The organism is Vagococcus teuberi (assembly GCF_001870205.1).
GTDB classification, from domain to species: Bacteria; Bacillota; Bacilli; order Lactobacillales; family Vagococcaceae; genus Vagococcus; species Vagococcus teuberi.
The window spans coordinates 720,328-742,321 of record NZ_CP017267.1; the positions used below are offsets into that span (position 1 = coordinate 720,328).

The following is a 21,994-nucleotide window of genomic DNA, read 5'->3' on the forward strand; positions in this document are numbered from 1 at the left end:
AAAATGAGTAGGAGAAGATGAAAAGGATGAGTGGGTAGAAGTGAGTTTTCAAACAGAACTAGCAAAAATAAAAGAGAAAAAATTTGATTCCGTTTATGTATTGCTTGGAAAAGAACGCTATTTAACGAAACAATTTAAAAAACAACTAGTTGCGTCTGGAATGAATGAAGAAGAACAATCTTTTAATTTGATGACATTCGATATGAAACAAGATTTACTAGACAATGTTATGATTGAGGCACAAACGATTCCTTTTTTTGGTGATAGGAAAATTATTTTCATTCAAGAGCCTTATTTTTTGACGGGTGAAAAAAAGAAAACAGATGTCGAACATAATTTAAACACATTACTTGAGTATCTAGATGAACCATCACCATCGACAATTTTAGTATTCCTAGCACCATATGATAAATTAGATGAGCGCAAAAAAATCGTGAAAAAATTAAAAAAAGAAGCGATAATGATTGATGTTTCAGACATGGATAATCGTTTGGCCCAAAAATATGTAGCTGACACGATTAAAGCAGAAGGGTACGAGATTAGTAAGGAAGCATTTGAAGAATTTATTTATTTAACTAATGCTAATCTAAGTCAGATGATGAATGAATTAGATAAACTGTTTTTAGCAGCAACTGATTCTAAAAAGATTTCAAAAGAGATGGTACATCAGTTGATACCAAGAACGCTAGAGCATAGTATTTTTGATTTATTGAAATACGTTTTATCTGGTCAAAAAGACAACGCATTGACATTATATAAAGAGTTGCTCCTTCAAGGTGAAGAGCCTATTAAAATTAATGCCATTTTAGTTAGTCAATTTAGATTATTAGTTCAAGTGAAGATTATGGCTGATAGACATTATCAACAAAGTAATATGATTGATGTCTTAAAGATTCATCCGTATCGTATTAAGTTATCATTACAGGAAGCAAAACGATTTGAGTTGAAGACACTGGGAGCGATTTTCGATTATCTAGTGGAGAATGATTATAAGATGAAGTCCGGATACATGGATGCTAATTTATTGTTTGAATTATTTTTGATGAAAGAATTTAAATAAAAAAACTTGATGACTGGAAATCAAAAGATTCAGTCAATCAAGTTTTTTTATTTAGCGATTTTTTTAGCTAAACGTGACTTTTCACGGTTTGCTTTATTTTGATGGATTAATCCTTTTGCACTAACCATATCAATTTCGCGTGTAGCAGCTACTAATAATTCTTGTTGGTTATCAGCATTTTCTTCTACAGCTTTTTCAAATTTTTTCATAGCAGTACGCATTTTGCTTAATTTTGCAGAGTTAGACTCGTTTGCAATTTGGCTAGTGCGAGCACGTTTGATAGCAGATTCAATATTTGGCATTTGTTTTCACCTCCGACATAGAGTTTACATTGATAAATCATATGTAATCAACATTCTCATTATACAGAAACCATAATCAGTTTGCAATAAATTAATTACAATGTTTCCTAATTTAAATCTAAAATAGTTACCCCAATCACATCTGGTCCAGTATGAACACCTAAGACGGGACTCACATCATCGAAGTAAACGTTGCTAGCAAGAGGTAATTTCTCTAAAATGTTTTTTTTGACTGTTTCAGCTTCTTCAATACACGTTCCATAAGCAATACCAATACGATAGTCTTTGCTTTCACCAGCAAATTCGACTAGTTGATCAATCATTTTTTGCAAGCTTTTTTTCCTGCCACGTGCTTTAGTGACCGTATAATAAATCCCTTCATTATTACATGAAATAACCGGGTTTAAATTCAAAGCTGTTCCTATAATGGAAGTAACTAATCCAATTCTTCCCCCTTTTTTTAGATATTCTAAGGTTGGAATACTAAAATAAACTCGTCCCTTTTTAGGTAAAAGTTCACCGATTTCTACAAGAGAATCAAAACTGTATTGCTTATCAATCAGCTCTTTTAGATAAGCTGCTTGAATTCCTCCACCAATACCAATACTTTTTGTGTCAATAATATGTGTGTGAATATCGTTGTGATCATCTAATAGTAATCTTAATGCGTTGTGAGTCCCACTTAATCCACTTGAAATGGTGACTGTTAAGATATGAGTATAACCTTCTTTTTTTATTTGATTAATAGTATCTTCAATGATTTCAAGTGAGGGAAGAGAGGTAGAGGGAATCTCTTCATCTAGTCGAGCATAGATTTCGTCTGCCGTAATGTCAATGTTATCAAGAAAGCTACCATTTGAGTAATTTACACTTAGAGGAACAACAAAAACACCATCTAGTTGAGTAATTTCTGTTGGTGTATCCATACCGGAATCTACTAATAATGCAATTTTTTCAGTCATGTTGTGTGTCAATCTCCTTCTCATCTATCTGTTTTAATGTTGAAGTTAGTGCACTTTCAGTAAAAAGTTTACTAATAATGGTGATACAAGCCCAACGTATAGGGGCAATATCTGTTTTTGGATTATTGAAGACGATAGTTTGTCCTTGAGTTGAAAAAGCATGCAATGATTCATGTAGGTACTCACAAAAAAGATTGTAGGCATCTTCTGAATTTGTATTTTCAGTTTGTAAATCAATGCTTCTTTGAATAGACGGAATATCAAAGACTTGTTTTAAAATCGTGATAACAATAATTCTTGCAAGGTGCTTTCTACTATATTTTTTTTTAATTGGTTTTGGAATTAACTTTAATTTAACGTAATTATTTACCATCGACGGTGTAAGTGGTTTAAATGGAATCCCATTTGCTGATAAAGGATGCAAATATTTCTCAACAATAGTAACTAGTTGATCCATGTAAACATCAATGTCAGGTAACTCATGCCATAAAGGTAAAGAAAAGTCTGTTAAATTTAGTTCGTTAGACTCTTTCAATATTAAAAACTCCTTTATCTAGTTTTTAAAACTATATCATAAAGTTTATGAAATGACAATAAAAAAAGTTTGGACAATTTGTCCAAACTTTAGTGAGCTGTTTTTGTTTTAGTATGAGTGTGGTAATGTGAATGGTGCTCTTTTGGTGTTATGGGTTTAAGCATTCGTAATCCATTTAAGATAACTAAAATGGTACTTCCTTCATGTCCAATTACACCTAAAGGTAAATTAATCGCTTGTAAAAAATTTGAGATAATAAGTAAGACAATAACAGAAATAGAGAAAATCATATTTTCTGTGACAATTTTTTTGAGTTTTAAAGATAGTTGATGACTCATTGCCAATTTATTCAAGTCATTTTGCATCAAGACAATATCAGCAACGTCAATTGCAATGTCTGTTCCTTGTCCCATTGCAACACCGATTGTTGCGTTAGCAAGGGCAGGAGCATCATTGATACCATCACCAATCATAGCATTTGTTCCAACTTCTTCTTTTTGCTCTTTAATAAAAATTGTTTTATCTTCTGGTAAACAATCTGCAATGACATGATCCACACCAACAATTTTTGCTACGGCATTAGCTGTTTGATGATGATCGCCTGTCAACATAGTCGTTGTGATACCCGCTTCGTTAAAGTAACGAACACACTCAATTGCCTCAGGTTTTGGAACGTCTAATAAGCCAAAGAACGCAACGACTTGATTATTTTTTGATAGATAAATAACAGTTTTTCCTTCTTTTTGTAGCTGTAAAGTTTGTTCCATTGTGTTTTCATCTAATTCGGAATCAGTGACAAAATCACTATTTCCAACTTTCCATAATGTATCTTGTTCTGTTGCTTGCATACCTGATCCCGCAATTTCTTCGACAACTAAAGAGTCATTAATTGTAACAAATGAATCTTGATAAAAACGGACAATCGCATTTGCTAAAGGGTGTGTTGAATTTTTTTCAATTGTAACTAAAGTAGAGACAGCATGGTCACATTGTGAGTCTATAAAAAATTCATCCGTGACAACGGGAATACCTTTAGTCAAAGTACCTGTTTTATCAAACGTAATAGCTTTTAAATCTGAGAGTGATTCTAAAAAGACGCCACCTTTAAAAAGAACCCCGTTTTTTGCCCCGTTAGAAATCGCAGCAAGTGTTGCTGGTGTTGCTGATGCAACCAAAGCACAAGGTGATGCAACAACAAGTAGCACCATTCCACGATAAAAACTTTCACTCCAACTCCAACCTAAAAAGAAGTAGGGAAGAAAAATCATCAAAGGTACAATAACTAAAATCGCTTTAACATAAACATTTTCAAATCGATCTAAAAAGCTTGCTGTTTTGGATGGTGTATTTTGAGCTTCGTCAACTAATTGAATAATTTTACTAAATAAAGTATCTTTTGCTTCTTTTGTTACAACCATTGAAATTGCATTACCAACGTTTATTGTTCCAGCGAAAAGTGAGTCATGATAAATTTTTTCAACAGGAATTGATTCTCCAGTAATGGCAGCTTCGTCAATTGATGAGTATTCACTAAGTAGTTCACCATCTATTGGGACACTAGCACCTTTAGGAACAAGAAGTTTATCACCAATTTTTAGTTCAGCTACAGGAACTTCTTTTGTTGTATTATCTGCCAATAATAAAAAGGCATTTTCTGGTTGAATCGCCATTAAATTTTCAATTTCTTTTTTACTTTTACTTGTTGTGTACTCTTCTAATGATCCACTTAATGAAAAAATAAATGTTAACATAATACCTTCAAAATAAAATTGAATTGTACATGCGCCGATAGCAGCTAGAGCCATTAATAAATCGACACTTAAATGTTTATTCTCAATTGTGTCTTCAATACCTTCTTTTGTCTGTGAAAATCCACCAATAATCATACCGACGATATAGATGATGGGAGCGAAGTTCATGTTATTTTTGTCTACAATAAACCCTAGTAACATAAGGACGCCACAGACGATTGTTGCAAGCATTTGTTTGTTTTCTTTAAGATAACTCATTTGTATTACCTCCTTATGAACCAAGTGTAACACAAAAAAAACTAGATTAGAATAGTTATAATCTATATGGGATTGATAGTCGTTATCAATGAGAATGATTATAAAAAAAGAAGCGGAAAATCGCTTCTTCAATGGTTTTATTTATTATAATGTTGTTAACCAGTAAATGAGAATGATGGTACCAAGAATGATTCTGTACCAACCGAATACTTTGAAATCGTGTTTTTTGATATAACCCATCAAAAATTTAATAGCTAAAATTGAGACAACAAACGAAACAATCGTTCCGATTGATAGTAAGATGATTTCAGGAGAACCGAATGAATTTCCTTTTAACAAGAATTTCAAAATTTTAACACCACTAGCACCAAACATAACAGGAATACCTAAAAAGAAAGTGAATTCAGCTGCTACATAACGTGAACAGCCAATAATCATTGCCCCAATAATAGTAGCACCTGAGCGAGATGTCCCAGGTATTAATGATAGAACTTGGAATAAACCAATAATAAAGGCTGTTTTATAAGTTAGTTGATTTAGAGTTGTTGTAGTTGGCTTCATCGTTTTATTGCGATTTTCGACAATGATGAACAAGACGCCGTAAAGAATTAACATCATTGCCACAGGAACGAATTTATGAAAATGTTCTTCTAGAAAATCATCAAATAAAATTCCTAAAACACCTGCTGGAATACACGCCACGACTACTTTAAACCATAACGACCAAGTCTCTCTTTTCTCGATACCTGATTTATTTCTAGCAAAAGGGTTTAATTTATTAAAATATAAAACCACAACAGCTAGGATGGCACCTAATTGAATGACAACATTAAACATTTCTTTAAAATCACTTGAAGCATCTAGTTTAATAAATTGATCCACTAGAATAAGATGACCTGTACTACTAATAGGTAGCCATTCTGTAATCCCTTCAACAATCCCTAAAAAGATTACTTTTAATATGTTATAAAAATCCATTATTAATTCCCCTTTTTTCCTTTTTATCACAATTAAGTATACATTATCTTTTTTTAAAACCAAATCTTTTTTTGGAAATTAAAAAGTACCTAAGATAAGTAGGTATCTATAGGTACTAATATAAATCTAATTAAAAAATGGATTTTCTTGTTTTTCTCGACCGATGCTTGTGACAGGTCCGTGTCCTGGATAAGCTTTTGTGTCATCGGGTAAGGTAAATAATTCTTTTTTAATTCCTGATAAAAGAGTTTGAGAATCACCAAAAGGTAAGTCAGTTCGTCCAACACTGCCTCTAAATAACGCGTCACCACAAACTATAAAGTCATCAAAGATGAAACTAACACTACCAGGTGAGTGTCCAGGAGTTGGAACAACTTTAAAGGTCATATCACCAATTGTATAGTTATCATAGTTTTTTAATTCAAACTCAGCTTCCCTAGCGGTTACATCAGCCATATCATCGTGACGACTTAAACCAGATAAGTTTAGTTGTGGATCAGTTAACCATGATTGCTCGATAGGACTGATGTAGACAGGGATATTATATCTATCTCTGATTTCGTCAACTGCACCAATATGATCATAGTGAGCATGAGTGATTAAAATAGCTTCAGGTTTAACATCTAAAGCATCAATTTCAGCTTCTATTTTTTTAGCTTCGTCACCCGGATCAACCACCAGTAACGATTTATCATTATAGATTAAGTAGCAATTTTCTTGAATGGTACCTGTTGGAATTTGTTTAATAGTTAACACATTCATTCCTCCTTTGAGTTTATATGTATTATAACGAAAAAAGATTGATTTCCAAAATATAAAGAATTTTGTGATACAAAGAAAAATATTGTAAACTAAGTGAGGACAGAAGAGGTGATATAATGGAAAATATAAAAAAACGATTTGAATCATTACAATTTATTCCATTTGTATTAGTTAATGGGATGAATTTATTTCCAATTTTTATTTTAGTACATGTGTTTTTGCAACATAATAGAGAATTTAGTTATTTGTTGCCATTATTATTTTTTTATTGTTTTAAGACAACCATTCTTTTTCTAATTAGGTTAAAAACACTCCCAATGAAGAAATTATTACCTGTTTCAATTGTCGTAGGGATTCTCGGTTGTGTATTTGGTTTATTTATCAATCAGTCAATTATATTTGGTTGGATAGCAGGAAGTTTGTTAGGAATATGTTCAGGATTGTTGTTTCCAAGTTATACCACAGTGATGTTTCATGAGCGTAGTTTAAATGAGTTTAAAGGGAGTAGTCAGTTATATTCTCTTGGATATGGACTAGTCTTTTCAGCCGCTTTATTTAAACTAATTGATGTATCAATGGTAGAAACGTTTTTATTTTTAGGATTAAATTTAATTCTGCTGTATAGTGTGATATCAACTTATCCTGATTATACGATTGATGAGACTATTCCATACCCCAATTATTCAACTATTGAAACACTCGTATTATTCTTTGTTGGCTTTTTCACGGTTTTCATTATTAAAGGAGACAAGAAATTAGGAGTTACGAATTTTTTAATTAGTTTAATGCTGATCATGCTTGTATTATTGGTCATTTACTTTGTTTACTACAAGAAAATAACAAGACAACGTCAATTCAGACCTTTGGAGAGTGCTTTAATGATATATAAGGGGATGCTAACGAATTTTATTTTAGTGTTTTGCACATTGTATCAAATGATTAATCATGGTAAATCATCGTTAATGATTGTGTATAGTCTATACTTAACGTCTATTATTATCTCTCCAATGATTGGCAAAAAAATTAAAAACAAGCAACACGTCATTGTTTATGGTTTAGTTATTAGTTTTTTACTACTTTCAACGCATCAATTATTTTATATCGGTGTGTTCACACTAAGTATCACAACTTCAATTTATAATCAACAATTAAACCAAGCTGTTTATCAGTATCTTGTATTGCCTCGTGATTTTAGATTGATTGCTAAGTACCGATTAGGAAATATCGGAAGTATCGTTCATCAATTAATTATGATGGCTGTGTTACTTATAGTGACGAATACGTCACACAAGGTATCATTGAATAATATTTTACATAGCTATAGTTTTAAAGAAATAGATACTAAAGCAATAGAAGTACTAGATGTGAGCAAGTACAGTATCTTGTTGATATTTATCGTGATACTCGTTTTCTTATATAGAGGACAAAAAAAAGAAGCAATCTTTTCTAAGTAAAAGATTAGCTTCTTTTTTTAAAAACTTGATAATTTTCCCAAAGGAGAACGCCTCCTGAGAGAAGATAATAACAAATAACAAACATCAAGGGATTAATATAGGGGATAAATGATTGGAACACTAGTATAATCCCACATAAAATAGCTATTCCTTGAATTATTCTAAATGTTATAAGCAGTTGTCTATGATTGATAAATTCTAATTCTGTTAGAATAATTTGGGGGATGTAATCCCAAATGAACCAAAAACCACAGATAACACATAGTACATTATTAGTAGCTGAAAAGTTAAAAATGATAAACAATCCAATGATGATACTGACTATTCCAGAAAAAAGGTAAAGAATGTGCCATTTTTCTTTGGGTTCTAATCGCGTATTAGTTGAGTAGTAATTGAAATTTAAAAAACCTTTCAAAATGGCAATTAGACCAATAATAATACTATATTGTTTGATTTGTGAGTCTAGATGGAAGACCATAATAAAACCAAAGATAACCATCAACCCACCCATTAAAAATGAATGCCATTCTATTTTCTTTGCATATCGTAAAAGTGTGCTGCTAAGCTGACTCATTTTTGACTCTCCTTTAATCTAATCGAACTTTTCTATTCTACCACGAAATGACGTGGCTGAGTAGATAAAAAAGATTAAAGAACGTGAGTTAAATCATTGTATCGTGTGACAGAAAAATCTTCAGCATTATCAGTTTCAATAATAGAAATACTAGTATTACCTAATAATTCACCTTCTCTAATTTTGCTTAAATCTAGGCCTTGAAAATGTTTCAATAGAGTTTGTAGTGTTAAACCATGAGAAACAACTAAGATAGTATCATTCGGGTGTTTTTGTGCATAGTCTCTAAATACATTTTTTGTTCGAGTTAATAAAGTATTAAAATCCTCTCCACCAAATTCACTTGGGTCATATAAATGAGGCCGATGTTTTAGATGCTCAAATTGAGTTTGTCCATCATAATTTTTTTCTAGTGTGCCATCCCATGAACCAAACTCCATTTCACGAATATTAGGTTCTATGACTTTTTCAGGGCTTGAAGGGTGAACTGAAAGAAATGCTTCAGCAGTATCTTGTGCTCGTTTTTGCGGTGAAATAATGACGCGATCAAACGAAACATCTTTCAAATATTCACCCGCTTTTTTAGCGGTTTTAATTCCCTCATCTAGTAAAGGTGAATCAACAAGACCTCCTTGAAAAATACCTGCTTGATTAAATTCTGTTTTTCCATGTCTCATACAGTAAAATGTCGTCATAAAGTAAAAATCCTCCCTTATCATATTAAGTTTAGTATACAATAAAATGAATAAGTAGTAAAAAAGAGGATAGTAATCAGTGAAAAAAGTTTGATTTTCTTATTTAGCTGTTATATACTAACAAAGGTGCTACAGTAAAAGTAGTATCAAATCCACATTTTCAGTTGATTTTTTGTGAGGTGCTTAATTACTTTAAGTCCACAAAGAAAGTGATGCTGTTAAGAGGGAAAAATAAAAACCACATTGGAGGAAACACAAAATGGCAGTAATCAGTATGAAACAGTTACTAGAAGCTGGTGTACACTTCGGTCACCAAACTCGTCGCTGGAACCCAAAAATGAAGAAATATATCTTCACAGAAAGAAATGGTATTTATATCATTGACTTACAAAAAACAGTTCGCTTAGTAGATGACGCTTATAACTACATGAGAAATGTCGCTGAAGAAGGCGGAATTGCTTTATTTGTAGGAACTAAAAAACAAGCTCAAGAAGCAATCAAAGACGAAGCAATTCGTTCAGGACAATACTATGTTAACCATCGTTGGTTGGGTGGAACATTAACTAACTGGGATACAATCCAAAAACGTATCGCTCGTTTGAAACAAATCACAACTATGGAAGAAGACGGTGTATTTGAAGTCTTACCTAAAAAAGAAGTTGCTGGTTTAATGAAAGAACGTGAAAGATTAGAAAAATTCTTAGGCGGTATCGCTGATATGCCAAGAATTCCTGATGTTATGTTTATTGTTGACCCACGTAAAGAACGTATTGCGGTTCAAGAAGCTCATAAATTAAATATTCCAATCGTAGCTATGGTTGATACTAACTGTGATCCAGATGAGATTGATGTTGTTATCCCATCTAACGATGATGCTATTCGTGCGGTTAAATTAATTTCTGGAAAAATGGCTGACGCATTCATTGAAGGTCGTCAAGGTGAAGATGAAATCGTAGAAGAAGTATTTACAGAAGAAGTTGTTTCTGAAGAAGCTCCTTCAATCGAAGAAATCGTTGAAGTTGTTGAAGGAAGTAACGCTGAATAATAAATAAATTGAAGCTGTCTAGGGCTGCTGGCAAAGGTGAACAAAGTAGCCAATGGTTTTGTCATTTGTCTTAGATAGCTTTTTCATTAGAATAAAAGATTAAACACTTGGGAGGAAACAATAAATGAGTAAAATTAGTGCTTCTATGGTAAAAGAATTACGTGAACGTACAGGTGTCGGTATGATGGATGCTAAACGTGCGTTAGTTGAAGTTGAAGGAAAAATGGAAGAAGCTATCGACTTATTAAGAGAAAAAGGAATGGCAAAAGCTGGTAAGAAAAATGACCGTATCGCTGCTGAAGGTTTAGCAAATGTATACGTTAATGGAAATACAGCTGCTATTGTTGAAGTAAACTCTGAAACAGACTTCGTTGCTAAAAATGAAAAATTCCAAGATTTAGTTAAAAATATTGCTAAATTGGTAGCTGAAAACAAACCGGCTAACATGGAAGAGGCTTTAAAAATCAAAACAGAAGCAGGAACAATTGAGTCTGACGTGATTGAAGCAACTCAAGTTATTGGAGAAAAAATTAGTTTCCGTCGTTTTGAAATTTTAGAAAAAGACGACAACGCTGCATTTGGTGGATACTTACATATGGGCGGACGTATTGCTGTATTAACAGTTTTAGAAGGAACTACTGACGAAGCTGTTGCTAAAGACGTTGCTATGCACGTTGCTGCAATTAACCCTCGCTATGTATCTAAAGATCAAGTATCTCAAGAAGAGTTAGATCACGAGAAAAAAGTATTAACTGAGCAAGCTTTAAATGAAGGTAAACCAGAAAATATCGTTGAAAAAATGGTTATTGGCCGTATGAATAAATTCTTAGCTGAAATTTGTTTAGTTGACCAACCATTTGTTAAAGATCCAGATATGACTGTTGAAAAATTTGTTGCATCTAAAGGTGGAACAGTGAAAGAATTCGTGCGTTTTGAAGTTGGAGAAGGTATGGAAAAACGCGAAGAAAACTTTGCTGACGAAGTTGCAAGTCAAATGGGTAAATAGTCAATCATCGGGGAACGCATTTATTGTAGTATAATATATGCGCTCCTTTTTTTTGAAAAATTTACTGAAAATAATTATTTTTAGTAAAACATAAGTATAAAATCGGAGGCATTAAAATGGTAGAACCTAAATATCGCAGAGTATTGCTAAAAGTCAGTGGAGAGGCATTGGCCGGAGAAAAAGGATTTGGAATTAACCCATCTGTTGTAAATGGTTTGGTTAAGGAAATCAAAGAAATTCACGCCTTAGGAGTAGAAGTGGCAATAGTTGTTGGTGGCGGAAACATTTGGCGCGGTAATATTGGTGCTGAGATGGGGATGGAACGTTCTCAAGCAGATTATATGGGAATGCTTGCAACTGTGATGAACGGTTTAGCGCTTCAAGACACGCTAGAAAATTTAGGTGTACCAACTCGTGTTCAAACATCTATCGAAATGAGACAAATTGCAGAACCTTATATCAGACGTCGTGCAATTCGTCATTTAGAAAAACGTCGTGTAGTTATTTTTGCTGGAGGAACGGGTAACCCTTACTTCACAACAGATACTACAGCAGCGCTTAGAGCAGTAGAAATAGGTGCAGATGTTATTTTAATGGCTAAAAATAATGTAGACGGTGTGTATTCTGCGGATCCTAAACTAGATATGAATGCTACAAAATTTGAAGAATTAACTCATATGGAGGTTATATCAAAAGGATTATCAGTAATGGATTCGACTGCAAGTAGTTTAAGTATGGATAATGATATACCATTAGTTGTCTTTAATATGAATGAACCGGGAAATATCAAACGAGTTTGTTTAGGTGAACAAATCGGAACAACTGTAAGGGGGAAATAAAAAATGAGTCAAGTGATTTTAAATGATGCAAAAGAGAAAATGAAGAAATCTGAGGAAAGTTTGAGACGCGAATTAGGCCAAATTAGAGCAGGACGAGCTAATGCTAGTTTGCTTGAACGCATCACTGTAGATTACTACGGTGCTCCAACACCACTTAATCAATTGTCTTCTATTACAATTCCAGAAGCACGCGTGTTAATGATTACACCGTTTGATAAATCAGCAATGGAAAACATTGAAAAAGCGTTATTAGCAAGTGATATCGGCATCTCACCAACAAACGATGGAACTGTTATTCGTTTAGTGATTCCTCAATTAACAGAAGAACGTCGTAAAGAAATTGCAAAAGAAGTAAGTAAACAAGGTGAAAATGCTAAGATTGCTATCCGTAATATCCGTCGAGACGCAATTGATGAATTAAAAAAATTAGAGAAAAATAAAGAAATTTCAGAAGATGAGTTACGTGGATTAGAAAAAGACGTTCAATCATTAACAGACTCAAGTGTTAAAAATATTGAAGCCATTGTTAGTGATAAAGAAAAAGAAATTTTAGACGTATAGCCCGTAAGAACAAGGTGCGAATAAATTCACACCTTGTTTTTTTATAAATTCTTTTAAAAAAAGTAGGATTATCCTTTTTTTTATAGGTTTTTCTAGTCCCATTTGCTACAATAAGATGAGTGCATGTTTATGCTCAAGTCTTTAGAGGGGGCTTTTTTTATGTTTAATTTATTTACAAAACAAGCGAAGGAAAAAATAGGAGAAGAAAATAAAATATCTTTTTCTAAGGATGGAGACATTCCAAGGCATATAGCAATTATTATGGATGGCAATGGGCGATGGGCCCAGGCTAGACATTTACCACGAATTGCCGGTCACAAAGAAGGCATGAATACTGTCAAAAAAATAACAACCTATGCCAGTAAGCTAGGCGTAAAAGTATTAACACTATATGCTTTTTCAACAGAAAACTGGAAACGACCGTCAAGTGAAGTAGAATTTTTGATGAAGTTACCCGTTGATTTTTTTGATGTGTTTGTACCAGAACTTGTCAAAGAGAATGTTAAGGTAACGGTTATGGGATACAAAGAGTATTTGCCAAAACACACTCAAAAAGCAGTCGAAAATGCAATTGAACAGACAAAAGATAACACTGGAATGGTCCTTAATTTCGCGTTAAACTATGGTAGTCGAGCTGAGATACTAACTGCTATAAATAAGTTGTTAGAAGAAGTCAAACAAGGAAAAGATATTGAAGAAGTCGATGAGGAAATGTTTTCTAATTACTTAATGACAGCTAGTTTACCAAAAAAGATGCAAGACCCAGATTTGTTAATTCGAACAAGTGGGGAAGAGAGAATCAGTAACTTTTTACTTTGGCAAATTGCTTATAGTGAACTATTCTTTACTGATAGTTATTGGCCTGATTTTAGTTTGGAGAATCTAGAAGAGGCAATAGGATCCTTCCAACAACGTCAACGTCGTTTTGGAGGATTGAAAACAAAAGGAGATGCAAGTAAATGAGACAAAGAGTGATTACTGCGGTAGTAGCATTGATTTTATTTATTCCATTAATTGTGATTGGACAAATGCCGCTACAAATCGTGATGGCCATGTTAGGTGGAATTGCGGTTTATGAGTTGTTTAGAATGAAAGGTCTTGAAATCAAGACACCTGAAGGGATACTAGCGATTATTGGGACGATACTTCTTATTTTACCTCGTTCGACTTGGTATGAGTTTTTACCACGTACAGTAACTGGAAATACATTATTTTATTTAATTGTGATGGCATTATTAGTATTACCAGTTTTTTCAAAAAATGAATTTACTTTTGATAATGTTGGTTTTCCTGTATTAGTTAGTCTATATATTGGAACAGGTTTCCAAAACTTCATCTCTGCTAGAGAGACAGGATTACATGTTTTAATGTATGCGTTGTTTATTGTTTGGTCAACTGACATTGGGGCTTACATGGTTGGTAGAAAATATGGTCAAAGAAAACTTGCATCAGATATTTCGCCGAATAAAACAATTGAAGGTTCTCTTGGAGGTATCGCATCTGCAATGGTGGTGTCATTAGTTTATACTATGATTTGGCCGATGACTTATAATATATTTGCGATGTTATTACTAACGATTTTATTTTCAATAGTAGGGCAACTTGGTGATTTAGTCGAGTCATCATATAAACGATACTACGGTGTAAAAGATTCAGGTAATATTTTACCAGGGCATGGTGGCATTTTAGATAGATTTGATAGTTTATTATTTGTTTTTCCATTTATGCATTTAGTAGGATTATTTTAACATATAGAAAATTGATTATGGTAGAAAGGATGTTCTGATGAAAACATTTTTAACATTTATTTTTGTATTTGGTTTAATCGTGTTAGTTCATGAGTTCGGGCATTTTATCTTCGCAAAACGTGGTGGAATACTAGTACGTGAGTTTTCCATTGGTATGGGACCTAAACTGTTTTATCATCGTCATAATGGGACAACGTATACTATTCGTTTGTTACCACTTGGTGGTTATGTACGTATGGCAGGTGAGGGAGAAGACGAAGGAGAATTATCTCCAGGGATGCACTTATCACTTGTAGTGGATGAAAACGGTATTGTAACAAAGATTAATCCCACAAAAAAAATTCAATTACCAAATAGTATTCCAGTTGAATTAATTGCTTTTGATTTAGAGGATGAATTATTTATTAAAGGATATGAGAATGGAGACGAATCTGAGGAAAAAGTGTTCCCAGTCTCTCACGATGCTATTATTCTTGAAGAAGATGGAATAGAGACACAAATTGCACCACGCGATGTTCAATTCCAATCAGCATCATTAGGTCGTCGCGTTATGACCAACTTTGCCGGTCCATTAAACAACTTTATTTTAGCTGCGGTGTTATTTATATTAGTTGCGTTTATGCAAGGCGGGAAATACACAGAAGATCCTTCTAATGTTATTGGTGGAGTGATGCAAGATAGTGTAGCTGATAAAGCAGGCATTAAACCAGGTGATAGAATACTTCAAGTAAACAGTAAAGAAACGCCTGATTTTACAGATATTCAACAGGAAATTTCATCGAACTTGAATAAGACTGTATCTTTAGTGGTCGAAAAAGAATCTGGTGAAAAATCAACAATTGAAGTGGTACCAGAAAAGAATGAACAAAATCCAAAAATTGGAATGATTGGTATTCAAATGAGTAATAAGTTTACGCCGTTATCTTTCTTTGGTAAAATCAAATATGGAATAACACAGATGGCTGCTAACTCATTAACTATTTTTAAAGCTTTAGGCGATTTGATCACTGGGTTTAGTATCAATAAACTAGGTGGTCCAGTGATGATTTTTAAATTGTCTGAATCAGTTTCCAAAAATGGAATCATTGCTATTTTATCATTTACAGCAATGCTATCAGTCAACTTAGGTATTATGAATTTGATTCCTTTACCAGGTCTTGATGGTGGAAAATTAATGTTAAACCTGTTTGAAGGGGTGCGTGGAAAACCATTAAGTCAAGAAAAAGAAGTAATGATCACAATGGCTGGGGTTGTTATATTAGTTGTGTTGATGGTCGCTGTAACGTGGAATGATATTCAACGTTTCTTTATTCAATAATACATTTATTTAGGGGAGTTTATTATTTATGAAACAATCGAAATTTTTTATGCCAACCTTGCGTGAAGTGCCAAGTGAAGCAGAAGCAATGAGTCATAAAATCTTGCTTCGTGGTGGTTATATCAGACAGGTATCAAGTGGGTATTATATTTATTTACCACTAGCTTATAAAGTGATTCAAAAAATCGAAAAAATTATGCGTGAAGAATTTGCAAAAATTGATGCAAATGAAATGTTATTGCCAGCTGTTATCCCAGCTGACTTATGGCGTGAGAGTGGTCGTTATGAAACATATGGTGATTCTTTAATGACATTCACAGCAGATGGCGACAAAGAATATCTTCTTGGACCAACTCATGAGGAAACTTTTACAGACTTAATTAGTAAAGATGTTAATTCATATAAAAAATTACCACTTTACTTATACCAAATCCAATCAAAATATCGTGGAGAAAAACGCCCTCGTTTCGGATTATTACGCGGTCGTGAATTTATCATGAAAGATGCGTACTCTTTCCACTCTTCAGTTGAAAGTTTGGATGAAGGATTTAAAGATTTCGAAGAAGCTTATAAAAAAATCTTTGATCGTTGTGGCTTAAACTACCGCGTCATCATTGGTGACGGTGGTGCAATGGGAAGTAATGATTCAAAAGAGTTTATGGCGATTGCTGAAATTGGAGAAGACACGATTGTGTACTCTAACGAAAGTGATTATGCAGCCAACTTAGAAATGGCAACAAGTTTCTATGCGTCAAAAAAATCACATGAAACACCACTTGAAATGGAAAAAATTGAAACACCAGGCATTGGAACAATTGCTGAGTTATCAGAATTTTTATCAATACCAGAAGAAAAAACTATTAAATCATTGCTTTATATGGCAGATGATAAACCTGTTATGATTTTATTACGTGGTGATCATGAATTAAATGAAGTGAAATTAAAAAATTATTTAAATGCGATTAACTTAGAACCAGCTACAGACGATGATGTTAGAGAAGTTTTAAGTGCTGAATTTGGTTCGTTGGGACCTGTAGGCTTACCAGAGACAGTTGAGTTACTTGCTGACCTTTATGTTGAAGATTTGTCTAACACAGTTGTAGGGGCAAATGAAACAGGCTATCATATTACAAATGTAAATCCAGGACGTGACTTTGAACCAAAAGAATACGTGGATTTACGTTTAGTAAAAGAAGGCGAAATTTCTCCTGATGGACGTGGAAAATTACAATTCACGCGAGGTATTGAGTTAGGCCATATCTTTAAACTAGGTACGTTCTATTCAGAAAAAATGAAAGCCGAAGTATTAGATGAAAATGGAAAAGCAATTCCAGTTCAAATGGGTTCTTATGGTATTGGTGTGAGTCGTTTACTTTCAGCTATTACAGAACAATTATCTGATGAAGATGGTATCAACTGGCCAGCAGAAATTGCACCATTTGACGTTCATATCATTCCAATCAATCCAAAAGATGAGCATCAATGGAATCTTGCATTAGATATCGAAAAAGAACTTGAAAATTATGGTTTAGATGTATTATTAGATGACCGTAAAGAACGTCCAGGAGTGAAATTTAAAGATGCCGACTTAGTAGGTGCACCATTTAGAATCACTGTTGGCAAAAAAGCAGAAGAAGAGATTGTTGAAGTGAAAATTAAGAAAACACAAGATGAATTAGAAATTCGTCGTGATGAATTATACGCAACATTAAATATTTTGAATAAGTAACAATGCCTTTAAGGTTCTTAGTCTATTTTTACTAAGAACCTTTTTAATGTATAATGTAAAAAGGAAAGTGGGGATGAATATGAGCCTTTCACCAGTAGAATTGTATGCTCAATTAGTAAAACAAATAGCATTAGATGACCAATTATCCAACTATCCTCTTTTAGAAACAGGTGAAGTGAAAAAAGTCACTGTACATAAAAAAAGTCGACTATGGGAGTTTAATTTAGGGTTTCATCATATTTTACCAATGTCACATTATCAGCTTTTATCTACGCACTTAGAAACGGCATTTAAAGAAATTGCTAATACATCTTTAATCGTAACGAGCCAAGACAAAGAGATAAATGATGATTTATTAGCTGATTATTGGTATCAAGTCTTAAAAGACAACGAAGAGATGACCAATGTTGTAAAAAATTCATTATTACAGACACCACCATTTATTGAAGACCAACAAATTATTTTGTTGGTAGAAAATGAAGGTGTAGAAAAGTATTTAAGTCAAAAACATTTAGGTTATTTGAGTGAATTATATAGACGTTTCGGATTTCCTGATTTTAAATTTGTGGTGCGAATTGATGACACAAAAGAGTCAGATATTCAAAAAGCGTTTGAGCAACGACAACAAGAGCAAGCAGAAGAGTTACAAAAACAAACAGCTGCAGCAATAGAAAAAAATCAGCAACAAAAGAAAAAACAAGAAACAATGGAGCTTGATGGTCCAATCCAACTTGGAAGAACAATACCAAGTGATGAAATGATTACACGAATGGAAGACATCATTGAAGAAGAAAGACGCGTTACCATTGAAGGGTATGTGTTTGATAAAGAAATTCGTGAGTTACGTTCTGGACGAAAGCTATTAATTGTAAAAATGACAGATTACTCTTCATCGTTTGCTGTAAAGAAATTTTCGAATAACGAAAAAGATGTCGCAGTGTTTGAAGCGATTAAACCAGGTGGCTGGTTAAGAGCACGAGGAAGCATTCAGGAAGACACGTTTATGCGTGACTTAGTAATGAACTGTCAAGATTTAGTTGAGGTCAAAAAAGAGTTACGAAAAGACACAGCACCAGAAGATGAAAAACGGGTGGAGTTGCATGTCCATACGAATATGAGTACGATGGATGCGACCAATAGTGCCACAGATTTAGTGGCTCAAGCTGGAAAATGGGGGATGCCAGGAATTGCGATTACCGACCATAGTGGCGCACAAGCGTATCCAGATGCTTATTTTGCCGGACAAAAGCATGGCGTAAAAGTGTTGTTTGGTGTAGAGGCAAACATCGTGGATGATGGTGTGCCGATTGCATATAATCCAGAACACATAAGTTTAACAGATGCGACATATGTCGTATTTGACGTGGAAACAACTGGACTATCAGCGGTTTATGACACGATTATCGAGTTAGCTGCTGTAAAAATGCATAAAGGGAATATTATTGATACGTTTGAGCAGTTTATTGATCCTGGTCATCCATTATCTCAAACAACAATTCATCTGACAGGAATTACAGATGATATGGTAAAGGGGTCAAAATCTGAAAAAGAAGTCTTAACGCTTTTTGAAGAATTTTGTCGCGGTAGTGTTTTAGTGGCACATAATGCTAGTTTTGATATGGGATTTTTGAATACTAGTTATGAAAAATATGATATGCCAGAAGCTCCTAATCCGGTCATTGATACATTAGAATTATCGAGATTATTACATCCTGAATTGAAATCACATCGGTTGAATCGTTTATCTAAAAAGTACAATATCAATTTAGAACAACATCACCGTGCGATTTATGACTCGGAAGCAACCGGTCATTTGTGTTGGATATTTGTCAAAAAAGCACAAGAAGAATTTGGTGTGTATTATCATGATGAGTTTAATCAACATATTGGTGAGGGAGATGCGTATAAGCGAGCACGACCGTTCCATGCGACGATTCTCGCTCAAACACAAGCAGGGTTGAAAAATTTATTTAAATTAATCTCTATGTCAAATGTTAATTATTTTTACCGTGTACCACGTATTCCACGCTCGAAGTTATCTGAATTTCGAGAAGGATTGTTAGTGGGTTCAGCATGTAGTAATGGTGAAATTTTTGAAGCGATGATGCAAAAAGGTGTCGAAGAAGCCAAAAAGCGTGCAAAATTTTATGACTATATCGAAGTCATGCCAAAACAAGTTTATGCTCCATTGATTGAAGCAGAACTCGTTAAAAATGATGAAGATTTAGAAGACATCATGACTAATCTGGTGTCGATTGGGGACGATTTAGGTAAGATAGTGGTGGCAACAGGAAATGTCCATTACTTAAATAAAGAAGATGCAATCTACCGTAAAATTTTAATAAATTCTATGGGAGGAGCGAATCCTCTAAATCGCTATGAATTACCGGACGTCCACTTTTTAACAACGAATGAAATGTTGGATGCGTTTAGTTTTCTTGGTGAAGAAAAAGCCAAAGAAATTGTGGTAGACAACACACGAAAAATTATGGATATGTGTGAAGACGTTGTGCCTGTCAAACAGGATTTATATACGCCGAAAATTGAAGGTTCAGAAGATGAGATTACGAAATTAAGTTATGATGAAGCACATCGACTTTATGGTGAAGAGTTGCCAGAAATCGTTGAGAAACGAATTGAAAAAGAGCTAAAAAGTATAAATGGGAATGGGTTCTCCGTTATTTACTTAATCTCTCAAAAGCTGGTTCATAAGAGTTTAGAAGATGGCTACTTAGTTGGGTCTCGTGGATCAGTTGGGTCAAGTTTTGTCGCAACTATGACAGGTATTACAGAAGTAAATCCACTTCCACCACATTATCTATGTCCTGAATGTCAGTATTCAGAGTTTTTTGAAGATGGTAGTTATGGGTCAGGCTTTGACTTGCCAGAAAAAGACTGTCCCAAATGTGGGGCTAAACTGTCAAAAGACGGACACGATATTCCATTTGAGACGTTCTTAGGATTCCACGGAGATAAAGTACCCGATATTGATTTGAACTTCTCAGGGACATACCAACCAGAAGCACATAATTATACGAAAGTGTTGTTTGGGGAAGATTATGTTTTCCGTGCCGGAACAATCGGTACGGTAGCTGATAAAACAGCATATGGATTTGTTAAAGGATACGAGCGAGACAATGATTTGAGTTTCCGGGGAGCAGAGATTGACCGCCTAGCAAAAGGCTCAACTGGAGTGAAACGTACGACTGGACAGCATCCGGGGGGAATTATTGTTATTCCTGATTATATGGATGTGTATGACTTTACTCCAATCCAATACCCAGCTGATGACCAAGAATCTGAATGGCGTACGACTCACTTTGATTTCCATTCGATTCATGATAATGTATTAAAACTTGATATACTGGGACACGATGATCCGACAGTGATTCGTATGTTGCAAGATTTATCGGGTATTGATCCAAAAACTATTCCAGCTGATGATCCAGAAGTCATGAAGATTTTTTCTGGACCAGAAGTGTTAGGGGTCAAGCCAGAACAAATTTATTCAAAAACTGGAACGCTTGGTATACCAGAGTTTGGAACGAAATTTGTTCGTGGTATGTTAGAACAAACAAAACCAACAACGTTTGCCGAGTTATTACAAATTTCTGGACTGTCACATGGTACAGATGTTTGGTTAGGAAATGCAGAAGAGTTGATTCGTCAAGGAACCACCACACTTGCTGATGTGATTGGGTGTCGTGATGATATCATGGTGTACCTAATGCATGCCGGTTTAGAAGATGGCTTAGCGTTTAAGATAATGGAGAGTGTGCGTAAAGGAAAAGGGATACCAGATGAGTGGCAAGCAGAGATGCGTGCGAATAATGTGCCGGAGTGGTACATCGAATCATGTTTAAAAATTAAATATATGTTCCCTAAAGCCCATGCCGCAGCATATGTGCTGATGGCGTTACGTGTGGCTTACTTTAAAGTGCATTACCCAATCCTTTATTATGCAGCTTATTTCTCAGTCCGTGCCAATGACTTTGATATTGTGGCGATGTCACAAGGAAAAGAAGCGGTAAAAGCACGCATGAAAGAAATTACGGATAAAGGAATGGACGCATCAACCAAAGAGAAAAACTTATTAACCGTTTTGGAAATTGCTAATGAAATGTTAGAACGTGGCTTTAAATTCCAAATGATTGATTTATACAAATCAGATGCAGAAGATTTTGTAATTGATGGTGATACGTTAATTGCACCATTTCGTTCTGTACCAAGTTTAGGATTGAACGTAGCGAAACAAATTGTGGCAGCTCGGGAAGAACAAGACTTTTTATCTAAGGAAGATTTATCTAATAGAGGAAAGGTATCTAAAACATTGATCGAATACATGACAGACAATGGTGTGTTAAAAGACTTACCAGATGAAAATCAATTGTCCTTGTTTGATATGTTATAAGAAAAA

The 21,994-nt window shown here is 34.1% G+C and carries 19 protein-coding genes; 11 read left to right on the top strand and 8 right to left on the bottom strand.

Annotated features, from left to right (window positions below):
- The first annotated feature begins 40 nt into the window (after nt 1–40).
- Nucleotides 41–1,060: a DNA polymerase III subunit delta gene (gene holA, locus BHY08_RS03470; RefSeq protein WP_071456553.1), complete on the top strand. Its 1,020-nt coding sequence runs from the start codon at nt 41–43 to the stop codon at nt 1,058–1,060.
- Nucleotides 1,061–1,107: 47 nt separating this feature from the next.
- Here the strand turns inward: holA and rpsT are convergent, their stop codons facing one another.
- The 6 genes from rpsT to BHY08_RS03500 form a co-directional block, all read right to left on the bottom strand.
- Nucleotides 1,108–1,362 carry a 30S ribosomal protein S20 gene (gene rpsT / locus BHY08_RS03475; RefSeq protein ID WP_071456554.1) on the bottom strand — a complete coding sequence of 85 codons (255 nt, stop codon included), beginning with the start codon at nt 1,360–1,362 and terminating at the stop codon, nt 1,108–1,110.
- Nucleotides 1,363–1,469: 107 nt separating this feature from the next.
- Nucleotides 1,470–2,324 carry a DegV family protein gene (locus BHY08_RS03480; RefSeq protein WP_071456555.1) on the bottom strand — a complete coding sequence of 285 codons (855 nt, stop codon included), beginning with the start codon at nt 2,322–2,324 and terminating at the stop codon, nt 1,470–1,472.
- Nucleotides 2,317–2,859 (bottom strand): DUF1836 domain-containing protein, encoded by a 543-nt coding sequence (locus tag BHY08_RS03485; protein WP_084657160.1) that lies wholly within the window; start codon nt 2,857–2,859, stop codon nt 2,317–2,319. Before BHY08_RS03485 ends, BHY08_RS03480 begins: the two co-directional genes overlap by 8 nt.
- Before the next feature lie 89 nt (nt 2,860–2,948).
- Nucleotides 2,949–4,868: a heavy metal translocating P-type ATPase gene (locus BHY08_RS03490; RefSeq protein ID WP_071456557.1), complete on the bottom strand. Its 1,920-nt coding sequence runs from the start codon at nt 4,866–4,868 to the stop codon at nt 2,949–2,951.
- A gap of 144 nt (nt 4,869–5,012) precedes the next feature.
- Nucleotides 5,013–5,846 (bottom strand): undecaprenyl-diphosphate phosphatase, encoded by an 834-nt coding sequence (locus BHY08_RS03495; protein WP_071456558.1) that lies wholly within the window; start codon nt 5,844–5,846, stop codon nt 5,013–5,015.
- Nucleotides 5,847–5,972: 126 nt separating this feature from the next.
- Nucleotides 5,973–6,602, bottom strand: coding sequence for an MBL fold metallo-hydrolase (locus BHY08_RS03500; RefSeq protein WP_071456559.1), 630 nt, complete (start codon nt 6,600–6,602; stop codon nt 5,973–5,975).
- 122 nt (nt 6,603–6,724) lie between these two features.
- Between BHY08_RS03500 and BHY08_RS03505 the strand changes: the two genes are divergently transcribed.
- On the top strand, nt 6,725–8,062 hold the full coding sequence (locus BHY08_RS03505; RefSeq protein ID WP_071456560.1) for a hypothetical protein: 1,338 nt from the start codon (nt 6,725–6,727) through the stop codon (nt 8,060–8,062).
- A 4-nt stretch (nt 8,063–8,066) separates the two neighbouring features.
- Here the strand turns inward: BHY08_RS03505 and BHY08_RS03510 are convergent, their stop codons facing one another.
- Together BHY08_RS03510 and BHY08_RS03515 are read right to left on the bottom strand one after the other, a co-directional pair.
- The gene (locus tag BHY08_RS03510) at nt 8,067–8,636 is read right to left on the bottom strand and encodes a DUF308 domain-containing protein (RefSeq protein ID WP_071456561.1); all 570 of its coding nucleotides are present in this window, start codon (nt 8,634–8,636) and stop codon (nt 8,067–8,069) included.
- 74 nt (nt 8,637–8,710) lie between these two features.
- Nucleotides 8,711–9,331, bottom strand: a complete 621-nt coding sequence (locus BHY08_RS03515; protein WP_071456562.1) for a histidine phosphatase family protein — start codon at nt 9,329–9,331, stop codon at nt 8,711–8,713.
- Between the two features lie 259 nt (nt 9,332–9,590).
- Between BHY08_RS03515 and rpsB the strand changes: the two genes are divergently transcribed.
- From rpsB to BHY08_RS03560, 9 genes are all read left to right on the top strand, one after another.
- Nucleotides 9,591–10,376: a 30S ribosomal protein S2 gene (gene rpsB / locus BHY08_RS03520; protein ID WP_071456563.1), complete on the top strand. Its 786-nt coding sequence runs from the start codon at nt 9,591–9,593 to the stop codon at nt 10,374–10,376.
- Between the two features lie 124 nt (nt 10,377–10,500).
- Nucleotides 10,501–11,382, top strand: a complete 882-nt coding sequence (tsf, locus tag BHY08_RS03525; RefSeq protein ID WP_071456564.1) for a translation elongation factor Ts — start codon at nt 10,501–10,503, stop codon at nt 11,380–11,382.
- Nucleotides 11,383–11,498: 116 nt separating this feature from the next.
- Nucleotides 11,499–12,221 carry a UMP kinase gene (pyrH, locus tag BHY08_RS03530; protein WP_071456565.1) on the top strand — a complete coding sequence of 241 codons (723 nt, stop codon included), beginning with the start codon at nt 11,499–11,501 and terminating at the stop codon, nt 12,219–12,221.
- Nucleotides 12,222–12,224: 3 nt separating this feature from the next.
- Entirely contained in the window at nt 12,225–12,782 is a 558-nt protein-coding gene (gene frr, locus BHY08_RS03535) for a ribosome recycling factor (RefSeq protein WP_071456566.1), read from the top strand.
- Nucleotides 12,783–12,941: 159 nt separating this feature from the next.
- The gene (locus BHY08_RS03540; RefSeq protein ID WP_071456567.1) at nt 12,942–13,745 is read left to right on the top strand and encodes an isoprenyl transferase; all 804 of its coding nucleotides are present in this window, start codon (nt 12,942–12,944) and stop codon (nt 13,743–13,745) included.
- A complete protein-coding gene (locus tag BHY08_RS03545) occupies nt 13,742–14,530 on the top strand; it encodes a phosphatidate cytidylyltransferase (protein ID WP_071456568.1) in 789 nt (262 codons plus the stop codon). Before BHY08_RS03540 ends, BHY08_RS03545 begins: the two co-directional genes overlap by 4 nt.
- Nucleotides 14,531–14,567: 37 nt before the next feature.
- On the top strand, nt 14,568–15,848 hold the full coding sequence (gene rseP / locus BHY08_RS03550; protein WP_071456569.1) for an RIP metalloprotease RseP: 1,281 nt from the start codon (nt 14,568–14,570) through the stop codon (nt 15,846–15,848).
- Nucleotides 15,849–15,876: 28 nt separating this feature from the next.
- A complete protein-coding gene (locus BHY08_RS03555; RefSeq protein WP_071456570.1) occupies nt 15,877–17,577 on the top strand; it encodes a proline--tRNA ligase in 1,701 nt (566 codons plus the stop codon).
- A 79-nt stretch (nt 17,578–17,656) separates the two neighbouring features.
- Complete coding sequence (locus tag BHY08_RS03560; RefSeq protein ID WP_071457817.1) at nt 17,657–21,988, top strand: PolC-type DNA polymerase III; 4,332 nt, start codon at nt 17,657–17,659, stop codon at nt 21,986–21,988.
- Nucleotides 21,989–21,994 lie beyond the last annotated feature (6 nt).

What these genes read in the sequence shown, in the direction of transcription:
- rpsT (WP_071456554.1), bottom strand. Translation starts at nt 1,362, where the DNA reads ATGCCAAATATTGAATCTGCTATCAAACGTGCTCGCACTAGCCAAATT.
- BHY08_RS03480 (WP_071456555.1), bottom strand. Translation starts at nt 2,324, where the DNA reads ATGACTGAAAAAATTGCATTATTAGTAGATTCCGGTATGGATACACCA.
- BHY08_RS03490 (WP_071456557.1), bottom strand. Translation starts at nt 4,868, where the DNA reads ATGAGTTATCTTAAAGAAAACAAACAAATGCTTGCAACAATCGTCTGT.
- BHY08_RS03495 (WP_071456558.1), bottom strand. Translation starts at nt 5,846, where the DNA reads ATGGATTTTTATAACATATTAAAAGTAATCTTTTTAGGGATTGTTGAA.
- BHY08_RS03505 (WP_071456560.1), top strand. Translation starts at nt 6,725, where the DNA reads ATGGAAAATATAAAAAAACGATTTGAATCATTACAATTTATTCCATTT.
- BHY08_RS03510 (WP_071456561.1), bottom strand. Translation starts at nt 8,636, where the DNA reads ATGAGTCAGCTTAGCAGCACACTTTTACGATATGCAAAGAAAATAGAA.
- BHY08_RS03515 (WP_071456562.1), bottom strand. Translation starts at nt 9,331, where the DNA reads ATGACGACATTTTACTGTATGAGACATGGAAAAACAGAATTTAATCAA.
- rpsB (WP_071456563.1), top strand. Translation starts at nt 9,591, where the DNA reads ATGGCAGTAATCAGTATGAAACAGTTACTAGAAGCTGGTGTACACTTC.
- tsf (WP_071456564.1), top strand. Translation starts at nt 10,501, where the DNA reads ATGAGTAAAATTAGTGCTTCTATGGTAAAAGAATTACGTGAACGTACA.
- pyrH (WP_071456565.1), top strand. Translation starts at nt 11,499, where the DNA reads ATGGTAGAACCTAAATATCGCAGAGTATTGCTAAAAGTCAGTGGAGAG.
- frr (WP_071456566.1), top strand. Translation starts at nt 12,225, where the DNA reads ATGAGTCAAGTGATTTTAAATGATGCAAAAGAGAAAATGAAGAAATCT.
- BHY08_RS03540 (WP_071456567.1), top strand. Translation starts at nt 12,942, where the DNA reads ATGTTTAATTTATTTACAAAACAAGCGAAGGAAAAAATAGGAGAAGAA.
- BHY08_RS03545 (WP_071456568.1), top strand. Translation starts at nt 13,742, where the DNA reads ATGAGACAAAGAGTGATTACTGCGGTAGTAGCATTGATTTTATTTATT.
- rseP (WP_071456569.1), top strand. Translation starts at nt 14,568, where the DNA reads ATGAAAACATTTTTAACATTTATTTTTGTATTTGGTTTAATCGTGTTA.
- BHY08_RS03555 (WP_071456570.1), top strand. Translation starts at nt 15,877, where the DNA reads ATGAAACAATCGAAATTTTTTATGCCAACCTTGCGTGAAGTGCCAAGT.
- BHY08_RS03560 (WP_071457817.1), top strand. Translation starts at nt 17,657, where the DNA reads ATGAGCCTTTCACCAGTAGAATTGTATGCTCAATTAGTAAAACAAATA.